This is a genomic window from Faecousia sp., assembly GCF_048519415.1.
In the GTDB taxonomy this organism is placed as follows: Bacteria; Bacillota; Clostridia; order Oscillospirales; family Oscillospiraceae; genus JAZOXB01.
This window is the reverse complement of record NZ_DBFZUT010000079.1, coordinates 20,988-34,812: the sequence shown is the minus strand read 5'-3', so window position 1 is coordinate 34,812 and position 13,825 is coordinate 20,988. Positions and strand designations below refer to the sequence as shown.

The following is a 13,825-nucleotide window of genomic DNA, read 5'->3' as shown; positions in this document are numbered from 1 at the left end:
GCGGCTCCTCCCTTTCTCAGTGCTGCACCAGCGTGGCATACCGCACGATGACGGTGGCCACCTGACCGCGGGTGGAATTACCGGTGGGATCGAGCTTATTCTCGCCCACGCCCTTGATGAGGCCGGCCTCAACGGCCCACGTCATCGCGGGAACGGCATAGGCGCTGACGCTGGAGGCATCTGCAAAGGCCTTCAGATCGCCCTTTGCCGTGGTGTCGACACCGGCAAGCTTGGCATAGCGCGCAAAGAACGCGACCATCTGCTCGCGGGTGACATTTTCCTCCGGAGCAAACTCCGTTGCACTCACGCCGTTGGTGACGTTGTTCTGATAAGCCCAGATGACAGCGTTCGTGTACCAGCTGTTCTTCTCGACATCGCGGAACGGTGCAGTGCCCTTGACGGAGGGCTCCCCTGCGATGCGGTACAGCACGGTGACGAGCATGGCGCGGCTCATCTCGGTATCGGGCTGGAACTTCGCGCCGCCCATGCCGATCATGTAACCGCGGCTGACGACGAAGTCGATGCCCTCGTGATAATACTCGTTCCGATCGACGTCCGTGAAGCGGGAAGCCGGGCACTCGACGAGCAGCGTAGCGGTGGACTGCAGCTTTGCATCCTTCGCGCCGCTGATGTAGCCGCCCTGCAGGACGACCTGCGTTCTGCATTCCTGCAGAGCCTCAAACTTGAGGGTCAGGACGGTGCCGGCCTTGGCAGCCTTCGCACCGGCAAATGCCGCAACGACGGCGTCCTTCTTGCCGGAGTTGACCTTCAGGCTGAGCTCCGTGCCTGCGGGCCAGGCCTCGCCTGCCTCTGCGCCGACGAACTTCAGGCTCTTGCTGTCGTAGGCAAAGGTCATCTTTCCGTCTGCCACGACGCCGTCTGCCTCCGTGTTCACGGCGACGCAGACCTCATCGCCGCGGATCACATGCTGGGATGTGACCTGAAGCGTGAGGAGAGAGCTCTCGATCGCAGCGACGCTGGTCAGACCCAGGCCGAGCACCAGGGCGACTGCCAGCAGCAGCGAAAAGAGCCGACGAACGTTACTTCTCATAATCTCTGTTCCTCCTTCTTTTTGATGCACCCGAGCCGGGTACACGGGCCCGCCGTTCCTGCCGAGTCGGCAGTATTGCAGCGGCAAGCTGCAATTTTTGCAGCTCATACCCAATGTTACCATAAACACAGGAAAAACGCAAGCATTTATTTTTAATATTTGTCTCATAAATAGTCGTATAGTCCTGACGGCGTAAAAATTTGGTAAAAAATACCCGTCCGGCACCGGTCAGGTACCGAACGGGCCATATCTTACTTCTGTTCGCTGACGTATTCCAGTACCCAGCGGAACAGGCGTTCGAGCGCATCGGGCCGCGTGATGTAATTCACGCGCTCACCGTCGCCGCGCGTCTCCAGATAGCCGAGCTTGTAAAGCCCGTAGACGTTCCGGGAGACCGTGCCGGAGTTCAGGTTCATCGAGGCCGCAAGCTGTGTCGCCGAAAACGGCTCTGCGGCACAGCGCCACAGGATCTCCAGCTTGTCCTTACCGGTCAAGGCGCGCATCATGGCGCACAGTGTCTCGGCATCCGGCCGGACCTGATGTGCCGCCGCAAATTCAAAGCTGAGGTTCGCGCCGAGATAGGCAATACGCACGGTCTTGCCGCCGCTCTCGAACCACTCCGTCCAGAAGCCGACCATGTTGAAGTTCCACAGCGCGATCCAGACCTCATCCGGCTGCATCTCCTGCGTGAAGAGATACGACGCGCGGAACATCTCCTGCTGGAACGTGTCGACGGAGTGCGTCTGAAAGTACTTTTCCCAGATGGCCAGCTGCGCGCGATTCCGCTCGGTCAACGCCTGCATTTCGGCCGCCAGCTGCTCGGCGACCGGGCGGAGCAGCTCCGTCAGCTCGCGCAGATAGGTCTCGAACTCCGTCAGCACGCGCAGGATCTCCCATCGTGCCTCCATGGAGCATGGCAGCCGTTCCAGCTGCACCTGCAGCGGCTCCGGCTCCTCCTGCGGATCAAGCGGCTCCAGAACGAGGCCCATGGTGTTCATGTCGTTGATCTTGAAGCCAATGCCCGACATATACCGGAACATGCGCAGCAGCTCAGCGGCAAACGAGTCAATATCGGTGCAGTTGAGCGGCGTGGCCACGAGCATGGTGTGCGCAAGACAGCAGCAGGTCTTCTCATCCGTTCCCGGCAGCTTTTCAAAAAAATAGCGCAGCCGTGCCTGATGCGGGTCGAGCGTCTGCGTGACGGCTGCGGAGATACGATCCAGCTCCTGCGCCAGCTGCAGGCCCTGATCCTCCTTCTCGAGCAAGTAGCGGCCGAATTTTCGGTTTACACGCTCATAGTCTCTTGTATATGCTATTCCATTTATATAATAGTATAAAAGATAGACGGTTTCCGCAAAAAGGCAGGGTTTATCGATCACACGAACCTTCACAAGATCACTCCTTTGCGGCTATTGTAGTATACGCCCGCGCAATTTGTCAACACCCGTTTCGGAAAAAACTTGTATATTTTGCTGGAATCTGCCGCATAAAAATCGGTCGTTCCTGTCATTGTCACAAAGCGCTCCCCTGCCGGAGTTGACAAATTTCTGCCTTTCCGGTATGATAAACCAAACGGCATATCCGAAAAACGAAGCTGCCGCAGGAGGGACTATGAAATATGATTTTATCACGGTGCTCGACCGCACCGGCGCGGATTCCATTGCCGCAAACATCGATCCCTGGGGCGTGAGCCCTGCTCCGGCGCAGCGCATCCCCATGTGGATCGCGGACATGAGCTTCCCGACCGCGCCGCCGATCCTCGAGGCGATGCATAAGCGTCTCGCTTTTCCGAACTTCGGTTATTTTTCCATGCCGGATGAATATTTTGACTGCATTCTCCGCTGGCAGGAGACGCGCAACGGCCTGACCGGCCTGAAGCGCGCGGACATCGGCTATGAAAACGGCGTGCTTGGCGGCGTCAGCTCGGCCGTGCAGGCCCTGACCGTCCCCGGCGAGGCCGTGCTGCTGCACGCCCCGGCCTACATCGGCTTTACCCATGTTCTGGATAATCTCGGCCGCAAAGCGGAGCTTTCTCCCCTGCGCCGCGATGAAAACGGTGTCTGGCGCATGGATTACGAGGACATGGACCGCCGCCTGAAGGAGCATTCCATCCGCCTAGCCATCCTCTGCTCGCCGCATAACCCGACGGGCCGCGTCTGGGAGCGCTGGGAGCTGGAAAAGGCCATGGAGGTCTATGCCGCAAACGACTGCTTTGTCCTCTCAGACGAGATCTGGTCCGATCTCATCCTGCCGGGCTATCATCACATCCCCACGCTTTCCGTCTCGGACGATGCGCGCCGCCGCACGGCCGCATTTTATGCCCCGAGCAAGACGTTCTCGCTGGCGGGTCTCATCGGCTCGTATCACATCATCCCTGATCCATGGCTGCGCGACCGCGTGACGCGGCAGGGCGACCTCAGCCATTACAATTCCTGCAACGTGCTCTCGCTGCATGCCCTGCTCGGAGCCTATTCGGGCGAGGGCGCACAGTGGCTCGACGAGCTGCGCCCCGTGCTGGCGGACAACATCCGCTATGCCTGCGATTTCATCGCCGCTCACTTCCCCGGTGTGCAGGTCATGCAGCCGCAGGGAACCTATATGCTGTTTCTGGACTGTGCCGCATGGCTGCAGGAGCACCATATGACGCTGCGGGAACTGGAGGAGCGCGGAGCGCGTGCCGGTGTCATCTGGCAGGACGGCGCGGCGTTTGCGTGGCCGGACTCCATCCGGATGAATCTGGCCCTGCCGCACAGCAGGCTCGTTGAAGCCATGGAGCGCCTTCGTGTCCATGCCTTCTGCTGAAGTGCTGGCGGGCTTCCTCCGCGCGCACGGTCTGCAGCTCAATGCGCAGCAGCAGGCAGCCGCCGGTGCAGTCGAGGGGCCTGTCCTGCTGCTGGCCGTCCCCGGCAGCGGCAAGACGACCGTGCTCGTGACGCGGCTGGGCTATCTCGTGCAGTGCTGCGGCGTCCGCCCGGAGGAGATCCTCACCATGACCTATACCGTCGCTGCCACCCGCGACATGCGAAGCCGCTTCTCTTCCCTGTTCGGTGAGGAGCTCGGCAGCCGGATGGAGTTTCGCACCATCAACGGCGTCTCCGCGCGCATCATCCGCGCCTATGAGCAGCGGATGGGACGGACCGCCTTTTCCCTGCTCTCGAGCGAGGCCGAGCAGACCGCCCTGCTGCGCGTGCTGTATTTCCGGTGCAAGGGCGAATACCCGACGGACGCCGAGCTCAAGCAGGCCCGCACGCTCATCGCCTATGCAAAAAATCAGATGCTGGGCAAGGAGGAGCTGGACCTGTTGTGGAAGGAGCTGGACTGCTTCCCTGCGCTTTACCGCGCCTATCAGCAGGCGCTGCGCAATGCCAGGCAGATGGACTATGACGACCAGATGGTCTATGCCCTGCGCATCCTGCGGCAGGTCCCGGATATCCTGCACGAATTCCAGGCACGCTACCACTATTTCTGCGTAGACGAGGCACAGGATACCTCGCGCATCCAGCATGCGATCGTCTCGCTGCTGGCCGGTGCAGGCGGGAACCTGTTTCTCGTCGGCGACGAGGACCAGAGCATCTACGGCTTCCGCGCCGCCTGCCCGGATATGCTGCTGCACTTTGAGGCGGACCACCCCGGCGCAAAGGTCCTGTTCCTCGAACAGAACTACCGCTCCACGCCGCAGATCGTCGAGGCGGCCGACCGCTTCATCCGCCAGAACGTCTCCCGCCGGGACAAGCACATGCAGCCCGTCCGCTCCGGCGGCGCGGCCATCCGCCAGATCCCGCTGAACCGCCGCGAGCGGCAGTACACCTACCTGCTCGAGGTCGCGCGCGATCTGCCGGAGAATACCGCCGTGCTGTACCGCGACCACGACTCCGCCCTGCCGCTCATCGATCTGCTGGAGAGAAACGGCGTTCCCTACCGGGCGAAGCAGACGGACGGCACGTTTTTCTCCAGCCGGATCGTGCGGGACATCACGGATATCATCCGCTTTGCGCAGTCCCCGTGGGACGGCGCGCTGTTCCGCCGCATTTATTATAAATTCTGTGCCGGGATCCCGAAGGCCGTGGCCGAGCGGGCTGCGGCCCACAATCCCACGGCCGAGCCGCTTCTGCTGGCCGTGGCGGACGACGACGTCTCCCCGTATACGCGGCGGCAGTGCCGCATGCTTCAGACCCATCTGCAGAACCTCCGGACGGAGAAGGCCAACCGCGCCGTCTACCGCATCGTCGCCTTCATGGGCTACGGCGACTACCTGGACCAATGCGGGGCCGACAAGAGCCGCGCGGAAATTCTGGAGGCGCTCGGCGCGCAGGAGCCGGATCCTCTGCGCCTGCTGGAGCGTCTGGACGAGCTGCAGGCCCTGCTGCGGCAGCCGAAGTCCGAGGCGCGCGGCCTGATCCTCTCCACGGTGCACTCGAGCAAGGGCCTGGAGTATGACCGGGTCTTTCTGCTCGACGTCATCGACGGCGTGTTTCCAAAGGAGGGCGAGGACGTCGACCGTGACGAAGAGCGGCGGCTGTTCTACGTCGCCATGACCCGCGCCCGCAACGAGCTTGCCGTCTTCACCTTCCCGCCGGAGAAAACGTCCTCGGCCTTTTCGCAGTTCCTGTTCCGACCGAAGCGCCGCATCCCGCGCAAGTCAAAGAAAAAGACTGCGGCAGACAGCTTTCTCCCCGGCACGCCGGTGCAGCACAGCGCCTATGGCGCGGGGCGCATTCTGGCGCGGGAGGGCGACCGTGTCCGCATCCGCTTTTCCAGCGGCAGCGAGCGGGTGTTTTCGCTGGCCGCCGCCGTTCCAAACGGGCTTCTCAGCCTGCGGCAGGAACCCGGCGGAAATGCCGCAAAAACCGATTGACACGGTAGGCAATTCGTTGTATCATAATCTGAACGGCCCTGCGCCGTGAATCCACAGTGCGGAGGAACATCTCACCATGCTCAATTCTTTCTCCCGAACCGAACTGCTGCTCGGCCACCCGGCCATGGAGGCCCTGAAGCACGCGCGCGTGGCGGTCTTCGGCATTGGCGGCGTCGGCGGCTATGCCTGCGAGGCCCTTGTCCGCAGCGGCGTCGGCGCCTTTGACCTCATTGACGACGACAAGGTCTGCCTGACGAACATCAACCGCCAGATCATCGCCACGCGGAGGACCGTCGGCCAGTATAAGGCCGACGTCATGCGCGACCGCATGCTCGACATCAATCCGCAGGCCGATATCCGCGTACACCGCTGCTTCTTCCTGCCGGAAAACGCCGCAGAGTTCCCGTTTTCGGAATATGATTATATTCTCGACGCCGTCGACACCGTCAGCGCCAAGCTCTCGCTTGCCGTGCAGGCGCAGGCAGCCGGTGTACCGATCATCAGCGCCATGGGGGCGGGCAACAAGCTCGACGGCAGCCGCTTCCGCATCTCCGATATCTCCGAGACGCGTGTATGCCCGCTGGCACGTGTGATGCGCCGCGAGCTCAAAAAGCGCGGCGTGCGCCGCCTGAAGGTTGTCTGGTCTGACGAGCAGCCGACCCGGCCGCTCGAGGACATGGCCAACAGCTGCCGCTACCACTGCATCTGTCCGCCGGGCGCCGCACATAAGTGCACGGATCGCCGCGATATCCCCGGCAGCACGGCCTTTGTGCCGCCGATCGTCGGCCTTCTGATGGCAGGCGAGGTCATCAAGGACCTGACGGCTTCCGTCAGACAGGAGGGCACATGGAACTGACGCTCGAAGAATTGGAGGCGCTGGAGCCTGGCAGCTATACCCTGCTCGACCTCCGCTCGGAGCAGGAGACCGCCTACGGCACCATTCCCGGCTCCGTTCCGGCCAACGCCGCCGCCCTGCCGGAGGGGCTTCCGGCAGAGCCCGGCCGCATCGTGCTGTTCTGCACACGCGGCAAGCTCAGCCTTGAAACGGCTGAACGCCTGCGCGACGAAGGCTTCGATGCCTGCAGCCTCAAGGGCGGCTATCTTGCCTGGCTCATGCGGCAGATGCAGCGGCAGGAGGCAGAGGAGCTGTGCAGCCGCGTGGAAAACAGTCTGCGCAAGCGCTTCCGCCTGAAGCTGTGGTGCAACTTTACCAAGGCCATCCGGCAGTATGAGCTTGTCAAGCCGAACGACCGTATCGCCGTGTGCATGTCCGGCGGAAAGGACTCCATGCTCATGGCAAAGCTTTTTCAGGAGCTGCAGCGTTATACGAAGTTTCCCTTCTCGGTGGAATACCTCGTTATGGACCCCGGCTACAGCCCGGAGAACCGCCGCGTTATTGAAGAAAATGCACGAAAGCTGAATATTCCCATCCACATTTTCGAGTCGAACATCTTTGACTATGTCTACAATGTGGACAAATCTCCCTGCTACCTCTGCGCGCGCATGCGCCGCGGGCACCTGTATGACTATGCCCGCCGGCTCGGCTGCAACAAGATCGCGCTCGGGCACCACTATGACGACGTCATTGAGACGATCCTCATGGGCATGCTCTACGGCGCGCAGGTCCAGACCATGATGCCGAAGCTCCACAGCACGAATTTCCCCGGCATGGAGCTGATCCGGCCGCTGTACCTGATCCGTGAGGACGATATCAAGGCCTGGCGGGACGCAAATGAGCTGCACTTCATTCAGTGTGCCTGCCACTTTACCGACACCTGCACGACCTGCTCCAATCAGGAGACGCGCTCGAAGCGGCAGGAGATCAAGGAACTGATCCGCACGCTGAAGCAGCGCAATCCGGATGTGGAGGCGCACATCTTCCGCTCTGTGGAGAATGTGAATCTCGACACCGTCATCGGCTGGAAGACCGGCGGAAAAAAATACAGCTTTCTCGACCGCTATGATGAAGAAGCCTAGAATAAATCCCTCTGCTAGACGCGCAGAGGGATTTATTCTATGTTACATTGGAATCAGCAGCAGCGTTCCGGCCGGGACCTCGTCTGCCTGCAGGTCATTTGCCGCCGTGACCGTCTCCGGCGCAGTGCGGCAGGCCTTTGCGATATCCCAGACCTGCTCCGGCTGCTCCGTGCGCCGCAGGATGACGCCCGGACGCCGCGCATCTTCCGGCTCCGGCTCCGTCGTACCGCCGCACACGGCCTTGAGCGCATGCCGCGCCGTGCTGGCAAGCGTCACCTGCACCGGGCAGCGCAGCGTCACGCCGTCCGCCCCTGCCGCACAGAACAGCTCGCCCGGCGTGATCTCCGTGACGCGGCAATCCGCCTGCGGCGCGAGCGCCGTTTCCAGCAGCACGTTCGTCCGCAGCGTCTGGCCCTGCAGTTTCCCTGCCGGGTCGGTGAAAAGGACGTTCGCAGCAAGCGGCAGTTCGATTTTTGCCATGCCGTTCTCCTGCCGCCGCACCGGCTCCCCTGCCAGTACCCAGCCGTCCGCGATGGCGGAGGCGGGTTCCCGCCCGGCCGCCTGCGCCGTCTCGCGGAACGTCTGGACATCGAGGATGCCCTCCATCTCCCACGTCTCCCACTGCGGCTTCAGCTCGGCATCGAGGCAGTAGGCATCCTCGATCAGCTCCACCGGCTGCTCGCCGCAGACCGTGCACTGCGCCAGAATGCCCGCGCTCAGCAGCAGGCGGCGGCAGTCGAGCTGGCCGTCTGGCTCCGTCTCGGCCGAGGTCAGGGCGAGGAATACCGTCAGGTCTCCCTCATCCAGGTCCTGCTCCAGCTCCGCAAACTGCGAAAACGGTAGCTCCGTCTCCTGCCGCTGCAGGCTGCCGTCCGGGGACTCATAGAGGATATGGACCGTCAGCCGCCCCTTGAACACCGCCTTGTTCCCGATCGTCTTCCGCTCAGCCGTATCCAGCGCATAGACGCATTTGAGCAGCCGCTCGACCGGCGGCTTCGACTCCGGGATCTCGATCTCCTCATTGAGCGAAAAGCTCTTTTCGCCGAGGCCGCGCGGCAGTCGCAGCGGCAGGTGCTTGCGCCGGAGCTGCAGCGTCGGCGCCGGCTCCGGAAAGTCGTGCAGCGTCCGCGTGAACGCGGCATAGACCGTCAGCGTGCAGGAGACGCCGACGCGCACGAGCAGCTTGCGCGAGTGCACGAGCCGTGCATCCACGCTGCACAGGCGGCAGACGCATTGCAGGCGGCAGTCGCTCTGCTCCCCCTCCCAGCCGCGCCGGGCGCTGAACGGGATCACGGTCTCCAGCCGCTCGAGCCGTCCGTCCTCTGTGACGAACAAAATACCCGCCTGCACCTCCCCGCTGACCGACGCGCTTCCCGCGGTACACTCCTCCGCGCGGACGAGCAGCGTGCCGAACGCATCGACGACGCGGTCCGCGTCCGCGCAGCTGTCCGGTACGATGACCTCGGCTGTCAGCTCCTGCGTGACCGTCTGATCGAGCACGCGTCCGAGATAGTCCAGCTGCTTTTCCTGAAAGACAAGCTCCATCGTCTTCCCTCCTTCTTGTTCTGGGAAAATCATATGCGGGCCGCGCGCGCAATATCTGCCGATTATCGCCGCCGCGCAAGGCAAAGCCCTGCGACCAGAAGCGCGATGCCGAGCACGACCAGCACAAATTCCGAGCTGAACAGCAGCGAGAGCAGCAGCCCCGCGCCGAGCGCCATCATCACCGAGCCCAGAAGCTCCATTTTTCTGCACATAAAAAACCGCCCCCTGCCAGCCTATGCGCAGAGGGCGGTTTTATGCAGGAAGATCGGGCAGCAGCGTGTTCCGCACCGCAAGAAATCGATCTATCCCTCCTGTTTGCTTGATTGGCATGTCAACGCTTCGGAGCAGAAAAGGAAACATGCAGATGCTCCTCTGGGCCGAAGCGATCCCACAAGGAGTGCAGCAGCGTCAATTTTCCAAGAGGCCACTGCTCCCACCGGCAGTCCTCTCGCGCTTCTGCTTCGGCAGGCGATCCGTAAGTCCTTCTCAAAGCAGCTGACAGCTCCGCATAAGAAACGGCAGCGTCATAGCCCTTCCGCTGCTCCGGCGGAATGACCCGAAAAAACTCCAGAAATTGGATGCGGCCATCCTTAAAATGGACGCCGATATTCAGCAGAATATCACAATGAAACGCTTTTCCCGGAAACACAAGATATCCGGGTGCTGCCATATGATAATGCACTTCAGCAGCAAGCAGCTGCCGCAGAAGAGGCTTCATACGGGAAGAAATACACAGCTTCGGTTCGTCCAGCATCAATACATTGCTCTGACAGCGAAACAAGCGTTTCATATAGCAGCCTCTCTTTCCGCGCAGCAAGCCCAACCGGATGCACGAAGCAGCCATTGTTACCGTGCAGCTGCTCCGGAACAGATCAGCCAGCACAGGCCCTCGCGGATGCGCAGCCTGACCGTCGGTTCGATCCACTCATTGCTGATGGTCAGCGAGTCGCCCCGGCGCGCTTCTGCGTCGCAGAGCGGGTATTTCGCGCCCTCGATCGTCACACCGCGCAGAACAGCGTCGATGGGAAGCAGGGAAAAATAGAAATAATCCGTGCGCGGCAGGACATACTCCCCCGGTCCGATGCACGTCACGCGATTATCGGGGTCGAGCAGGATCGCCTCCACGCCATCGGCTCGCGCCGTTTCCAGCAGCTGCAGATTGGCAAGGGCATGATCCAGCCGCCCGCCGGTGCAGGCCGTGAGGTACAGGCGCGTACAGCCATGCGCCCGCGCCATCGTATAGGCCGCCTGCAGGTCGGACTCGTCCTTCTCCGGGCGGAGCAGGATATTTTCCGCTCCGGCCACAGCCGTGCCGCCGGAATCTCCGTCCCCGACATAGCAGTCCGGGGCAAAACCGGCCGCCGCGGCGCAGTGCACGCCGCCGTCCGCGCAGATCACAAGCGGTTTCTCCGCGCGCAGCGCATCGAGATGCCCCCAGCTGCGGCAGGGCATCGCGCCAAAAATCAGGGCTGTTTGTGTTCCCAAAGCCGGATCTCCTTTGCTGCTTCATAGAGCCTTGCATAGCTGGTATGACGGGTCGGCTCCAGCTCGCCTGCCGCAAGCGCCTCGAGCACGGCACAGCCCGGCTCGGACAGATGCGCGCAGTCATGGTAACGACACCGGCCGAGATACGGGGCAAAGTCCGGAAAGGCATACTGGAGGTTCTCCTTCAGGATCAGCTCCATCTGCTCCGTGTCAAATGAGGAGAAGCCCGGCGTGTCGATGACGCAGGTGCCGTCCGCCAGCGGGAACAGCTCCACATGGCGCGTCGTATGGCGGCCGCGGCCGAGCTTTTCCGAGACCTCGCCCGTCTCCACGGAGAAGCCGAGGCAGTTCAGGATGCTGCTCTTGCCGACGCCGGAATTGCCCGTGAAGGCGACGGTCTTGCCGCGCACGGCCTCGTGCAGGGCGGCAACGCCCTCGCCGCTGGCCGCGCTCGTCGGAAAGACCGGGAACCCGGCATGGCGGTAGATGTGCGTGAGCGACTCCCCGCTCTCGAGGTCCGTCTTGTTGACGCACAGCACGACCGGCACATTCTGGTTTCCCGCAATGGCCGCGACGCGGTCGATGAGAAACGGGTCCGTCACGGGATTCGCGCCGGACGCCAGCACGACGAGGGCGTCGAGGTTGCTGACGGCCGGGCGGATGAAGCTGTTGCGGCGCGGCTCGATCTCCTCGACCATGCCCTGTGCGCCGGAGCCGGAAAAGCGGACCCAGTCACCGACGAGCGGCGACATCCGCTCCTTGCGGAAGCGGCCGCGGGCGCGGCACTGCGTGAGCGTGCCGTTCCCGCTGTCTACATAGTAAAATCCGCTAAGCGCCTTGACGATGCGTCCACGCTCCATGCTCAGTCTCCCGATTCAGAGGATTCCGTCGTCGGCTCCGGCTCCGTCGGCGCGGTGGTCGGCGCTTCCGTCGGGGCCTCCGTCGGCGCGGGGCCGTCCGAGACCTCGAGCGTCACGATCGTGTCCTTGGCGACCTTGGAATTTGCCGCCTCGCTCTGACGCACGACGCGGTCCTTCTCGTCCGTGTCACTGTAGACGCGCTTGATCTCATATTTCAGGTTGTTTTCCGTCAGCAGGTCGATGGCGTCGCGGACGCTCAGGCCGGTGACGGGCGGGACCGTGACCTTGCCGCTGCCCTTGCTCACATAGACCGTGACCTGCTGGCCGCGGCTGAGCTGGCTGTCCGAGGCAGGGACGGTGCGCGTGACATTGCCGGATGCGATATCGTCGCTCTCCTCCTCGAGATAGGTGATGCGCAGATTCAGGTTCATGGCATCGAGGATGCTCTTGGCATTTTCCTTGGACTGATTCTTGAGCTCCGGCATCTTGCCCGAGCCGAGGCTGACATACACCGTCACGCTCTGGCCCTCCTGCAGCTCGGTCTCGGCTGCGGGATCCGTGCGCGTCACGCTGCCCGCGGGCACAGTGTCGCTCGATTCTTCCTCGCGGCGGACATTCAGTCCGAGATTCATGGCCTTGAGCTGGGACATGGCGTTTGCCTCCGACTGACCGGCCAGATCCGGCATGAGGTTGTTCTCCTTGCCGAGGCTGACCTTCAGCGAGATCGTGCGCACGCGGCCGCCCTTGACCATTTCGCCTGCCTTGGGGGTCTGCTCATAGACATAGCCCTTTTCGTATTCGTCGTTATAGTCGTAGGTCACGCCGTTCAGGTCGATCTTCAGCTCGGGATAGTCGTCGGGGTTGATGTCCTCGAGCTTCATGCCGACGAGCTTCGGCACCTCGACCTCAGGCGTATCGGGCTTGTCATTCGTGCCGGAGCCGCGGAGCAGCACAACGCCGAGCACAACGAGCAGCACAACGGCTGCCGCTGCAGCGCAGACGATGCCGATGACGGTGCGGCGCTTCTTCTCCTGCTCGCGGCGGGCGCGCTCGGCTGCGCGGCGCTCATCCGGCTGGCGCGCAGCACGGTTCGCGGCGCGGGCAGCGGCATAGCGCTCCGCCTCGGAGCGGGTCATGCCGCCGTGCTGCGGCTGCTGGGACTGCTGCGGGGCCTGCGGCGCCTGCCGCAGCGTCTGACCACCGGGCCCGTACACGAACGTCAGGCTCGGATTCTTGCGGAATTCCTCCATATCGCGCAGCATCTCCGTCGCGGAGGAATAGCGCTCGTCGGCATTGGAGGCCATGGCGTGCATCGTGATCTGCTCGAGGCCGCGCGGGATACCGGTGACGAGCGTGCTGGGCAGCGGCGCGCCGCCGTTGATGTGCTGGATGGCGACGGAGACGGGCGTCTCGCCGTCATAGGGCGTGCGGCCCGTGAGCATCTCATACATGACGACGCCGAGGGAATAGAGATCGGACCGGTCGTCCACCCACGCGCCCTTGGCCTGCTCCGGCGAGATATAGTGCACGGAGCCGAGCGCCTCGCGCGTCAGCGTGCTCTGTGCCGAGGCGATGCGCGCGATGCCGAAGTCGGCGACCTTGATGCTGCCGTCCTTCAGGATCATGATATTGTGCGGCTTGATATCGCGATGGACAATGCCGCGGCTGTGGGCGTGCTCGAGCGCCTTGGCGATCTGCATGGCGAAATGCAGCGTCTCGCGCCAGTTGAGGCAGCCCTTCTTCTCCAGATACTGCTTGAGCGTGATGCCCTCGATCAGCTCCATGACGATATAGTCCACGTCGCCGGAGCGGGACACGTCATAAACGCTGACGATATTCGGGTGCGACAGCATGGCGACGGCCTGCGACTCCGCATGGAAGCGGCGGCGGAACTCCTGATTGCGCGAGAACTCATCCTTGAGGATCTTCACGGCGACCAAGCGGTTCAGACGGTGATCCAGTGCTTTATATACAACTGCCATCCCGCCTGTCCCGATGACCTCGAGGATCTCATAGCGGTTATCCAGCAGCCTTCCTAAGTAATTTTCCATG

General features: G+C 62.6%; 12 protein-coding genes. 4 read left to right on the top strand and 8 right to left on the bottom strand.

Going from position 1 to position 13,825, the window contains the following annotated elements:
- Positions 1–16: 16 nt before the first annotated feature.
- Together ACMKFF_RS08335 and ACMKFF_RS08330 are read right to left on the bottom strand one after the other, a co-directional pair.
- Entirely contained in the window at positions 17–1,051 is a 1,035-nt protein-coding gene (locus ACMKFF_RS08335; protein ID WP_419496639.1) for an S-layer homology domain-containing protein, read from the bottom strand.
- A gap of 251 nt (positions 1,052–1,302) precedes the next feature.
- Positions 1,303–2,316: a helix-turn-helix domain-containing protein gene (locus ACMKFF_RS08330; protein WP_419496638.1), complete on the bottom strand. Its 1,014-nt coding sequence runs from the start codon at positions 2,314–2,316 to the stop codon at positions 1,303–1,305.
- Between the two features lie 346 nt (positions 2,317–2,662).
- Between ACMKFF_RS08330 and ACMKFF_RS08325 the strand changes: the two genes are divergently transcribed.
- The 4 genes from ACMKFF_RS08325 (at position 2,663) to ACMKFF_RS08310 (ending at position 7,883) form a co-directional block, all read left to right on the top strand.
- Positions 2,663–3,853: a MalY/PatB family protein gene (locus ACMKFF_RS08325; protein ID WP_419496637.1), complete on the top strand. Its 1,191-nt coding sequence runs from the start codon at positions 2,663–2,665 to the stop codon at positions 3,851–3,853.
- Entirely contained in the window at positions 3,840–5,906 is a 2,067-nt protein-coding gene (locus ACMKFF_RS08320; protein WP_419496636.1) for an ATP-dependent helicase, read from the top strand. The genes ACMKFF_RS08325 and ACMKFF_RS08320 overlap by 14 nt, the downstream gene beginning before the upstream one ends.
- Positions 5,907–5,982: 76 nt before the next feature.
- Entirely contained in the window at positions 5,983–6,762 is a 780-nt protein-coding gene (locus ACMKFF_RS08315; RefSeq protein ID WP_367926624.1) for a tRNA threonylcarbamoyladenosine dehydratase, read from the top strand.
- Positions 6,753–7,883 carry an ATP-binding protein gene (locus ACMKFF_RS08310; RefSeq protein ID WP_419496635.1) on the top strand — a complete coding sequence of 377 codons (1,131 nt, stop codon included), beginning with the start codon at positions 6,753–6,755 and terminating at the stop codon, positions 7,881–7,883. Before ACMKFF_RS08315 ends, ACMKFF_RS08310 begins: the two co-directional genes overlap by 10 nt.
- A gap of 42 nt (positions 7,884–7,925) precedes the next feature.
- Here ACMKFF_RS08310 and ACMKFF_RS08305 read toward each other — a convergent pair whose 3' ends face one another.
- From ACMKFF_RS08305 to pknB, 6 genes are all read right to left on the bottom strand, one after another.
- Positions 7,926–9,428 (bottom strand): DUF3794 domain-containing protein, encoded by a 1,503-nt coding sequence (locus tag ACMKFF_RS08305; protein WP_419496634.1) that lies wholly within the window; start codon positions 9,426–9,428, stop codon positions 7,926–7,928.
- Positions 9,429–9,490: 62 nt separating this feature from the next.
- Positions 9,491–9,640 carry a hypothetical protein gene (locus tag ACMKFF_RS08300; RefSeq protein WP_349135070.1) on the bottom strand — a complete coding sequence of 50 codons (150 nt, stop codon included), beginning with the start codon at positions 9,638–9,640 and terminating at the stop codon, positions 9,491–9,493.
- A 119-nt stretch (positions 9,641–9,759) separates the two neighbouring features.
- Complete coding sequence (locus ACMKFF_RS08295; RefSeq protein ID WP_419496633.1) at positions 9,760–10,218, bottom strand: hypothetical protein; 459 nt, start codon at positions 10,216–10,218, stop codon at positions 9,760–9,762.
- Positions 10,219–10,274: 56 nt separating this feature from the next.
- Positions 10,275–10,913 carry a thiamine diphosphokinase gene (locus tag ACMKFF_RS08290; protein WP_419496632.1) on the bottom strand — a complete coding sequence of 213 codons (639 nt, stop codon included), beginning with the start codon at positions 10,911–10,913 and terminating at the stop codon, positions 10,275–10,277.
- The gene (gene rsgA / locus ACMKFF_RS08285) at positions 10,892–11,773 is read right to left on the bottom strand and encodes a ribosome small subunit-dependent GTPase A (protein WP_419496631.1); all 882 of its coding nucleotides are present in this window, start codon (positions 11,771–11,773) and stop codon (positions 10,892–10,894) included. Before rsgA ends, ACMKFF_RS08290 begins: the two co-directional genes overlap by 22 nt.
- Positions 11,774–11,775: 2 nt before the next feature.
- The gene (gene pknB / locus ACMKFF_RS08280) at positions 11,776–13,824 is read right to left on the bottom strand and encodes a Stk1 family PASTA domain-containing Ser/Thr kinase (protein ID WP_419496630.1); all 2,049 of its coding nucleotides are present in this window, start codon (positions 13,822–13,824) and stop codon (positions 11,776–11,778) included.
- Position 13,825 lies beyond the last annotated feature (1 nt).

Coding starts and splice junctions, on each gene's coding strand:
- ACMKFF_RS08335 (WP_419496639.1), bottom strand. CDS start 1,051: ATGAGAAGTAACGTTCGTCGGCTCTTTTCGCTGCTGCTGGCAGTCGCC.
- ACMKFF_RS08325 (WP_419496637.1), top strand. CDS start 2,663: ATGAAATATGATTTTATCACGGTGCTCGACCGCACCGGCGCGGATTCC.
- ACMKFF_RS08320 (WP_419496636.1), top strand. CDS start 3,840: ATGCCTTCTGCTGAAGTGCTGGCGGGCTTCCTCCGCGCGCACGGTCTG.
- ACMKFF_RS08315 (WP_367926624.1), top strand. CDS start 5,983: ATGCTCAATTCTTTCTCCCGAACCGAACTGCTGCTCGGCCACCCGGCC.
- ACMKFF_RS08310 (WP_419496635.1), top strand. CDS start 6,753: ATGGAACTGACGCTCGAAGAATTGGAGGCGCTGGAGCCTGGCAGCTAT.
- ACMKFF_RS08305 (WP_419496634.1), bottom strand. CDS start 9,428: ATGGAGCTTGTCTTTCAGGAAAAGCAGCTGGACTATCTCGGACGCGTG.
- ACMKFF_RS08300 (WP_349135070.1), bottom strand. CDS start 9,640: ATGTGCAGAAAAATGGAGCTTCTGGGCTCGGTGATGATGGCGCTCGGC.
- ACMKFF_RS08295 (WP_419496633.1), bottom strand. CDS start 10,218: ATGAAACGCTTGTTTCGCTGTCAGAGCAATGTATTGATGCTGGACGAA.
- rsgA (WP_419496631.1), bottom strand. CDS start 11,773: ATGGAGCGTGGACGCATCGTCAAGGCGCTTAGCGGATTTTACTATGTA.
- pknB (WP_419496630.1), bottom strand. CDS start 13,824: ATGGAAAATTACTTAGGAAGGCTGCTGGATAACCGCTATGAGATCCTC.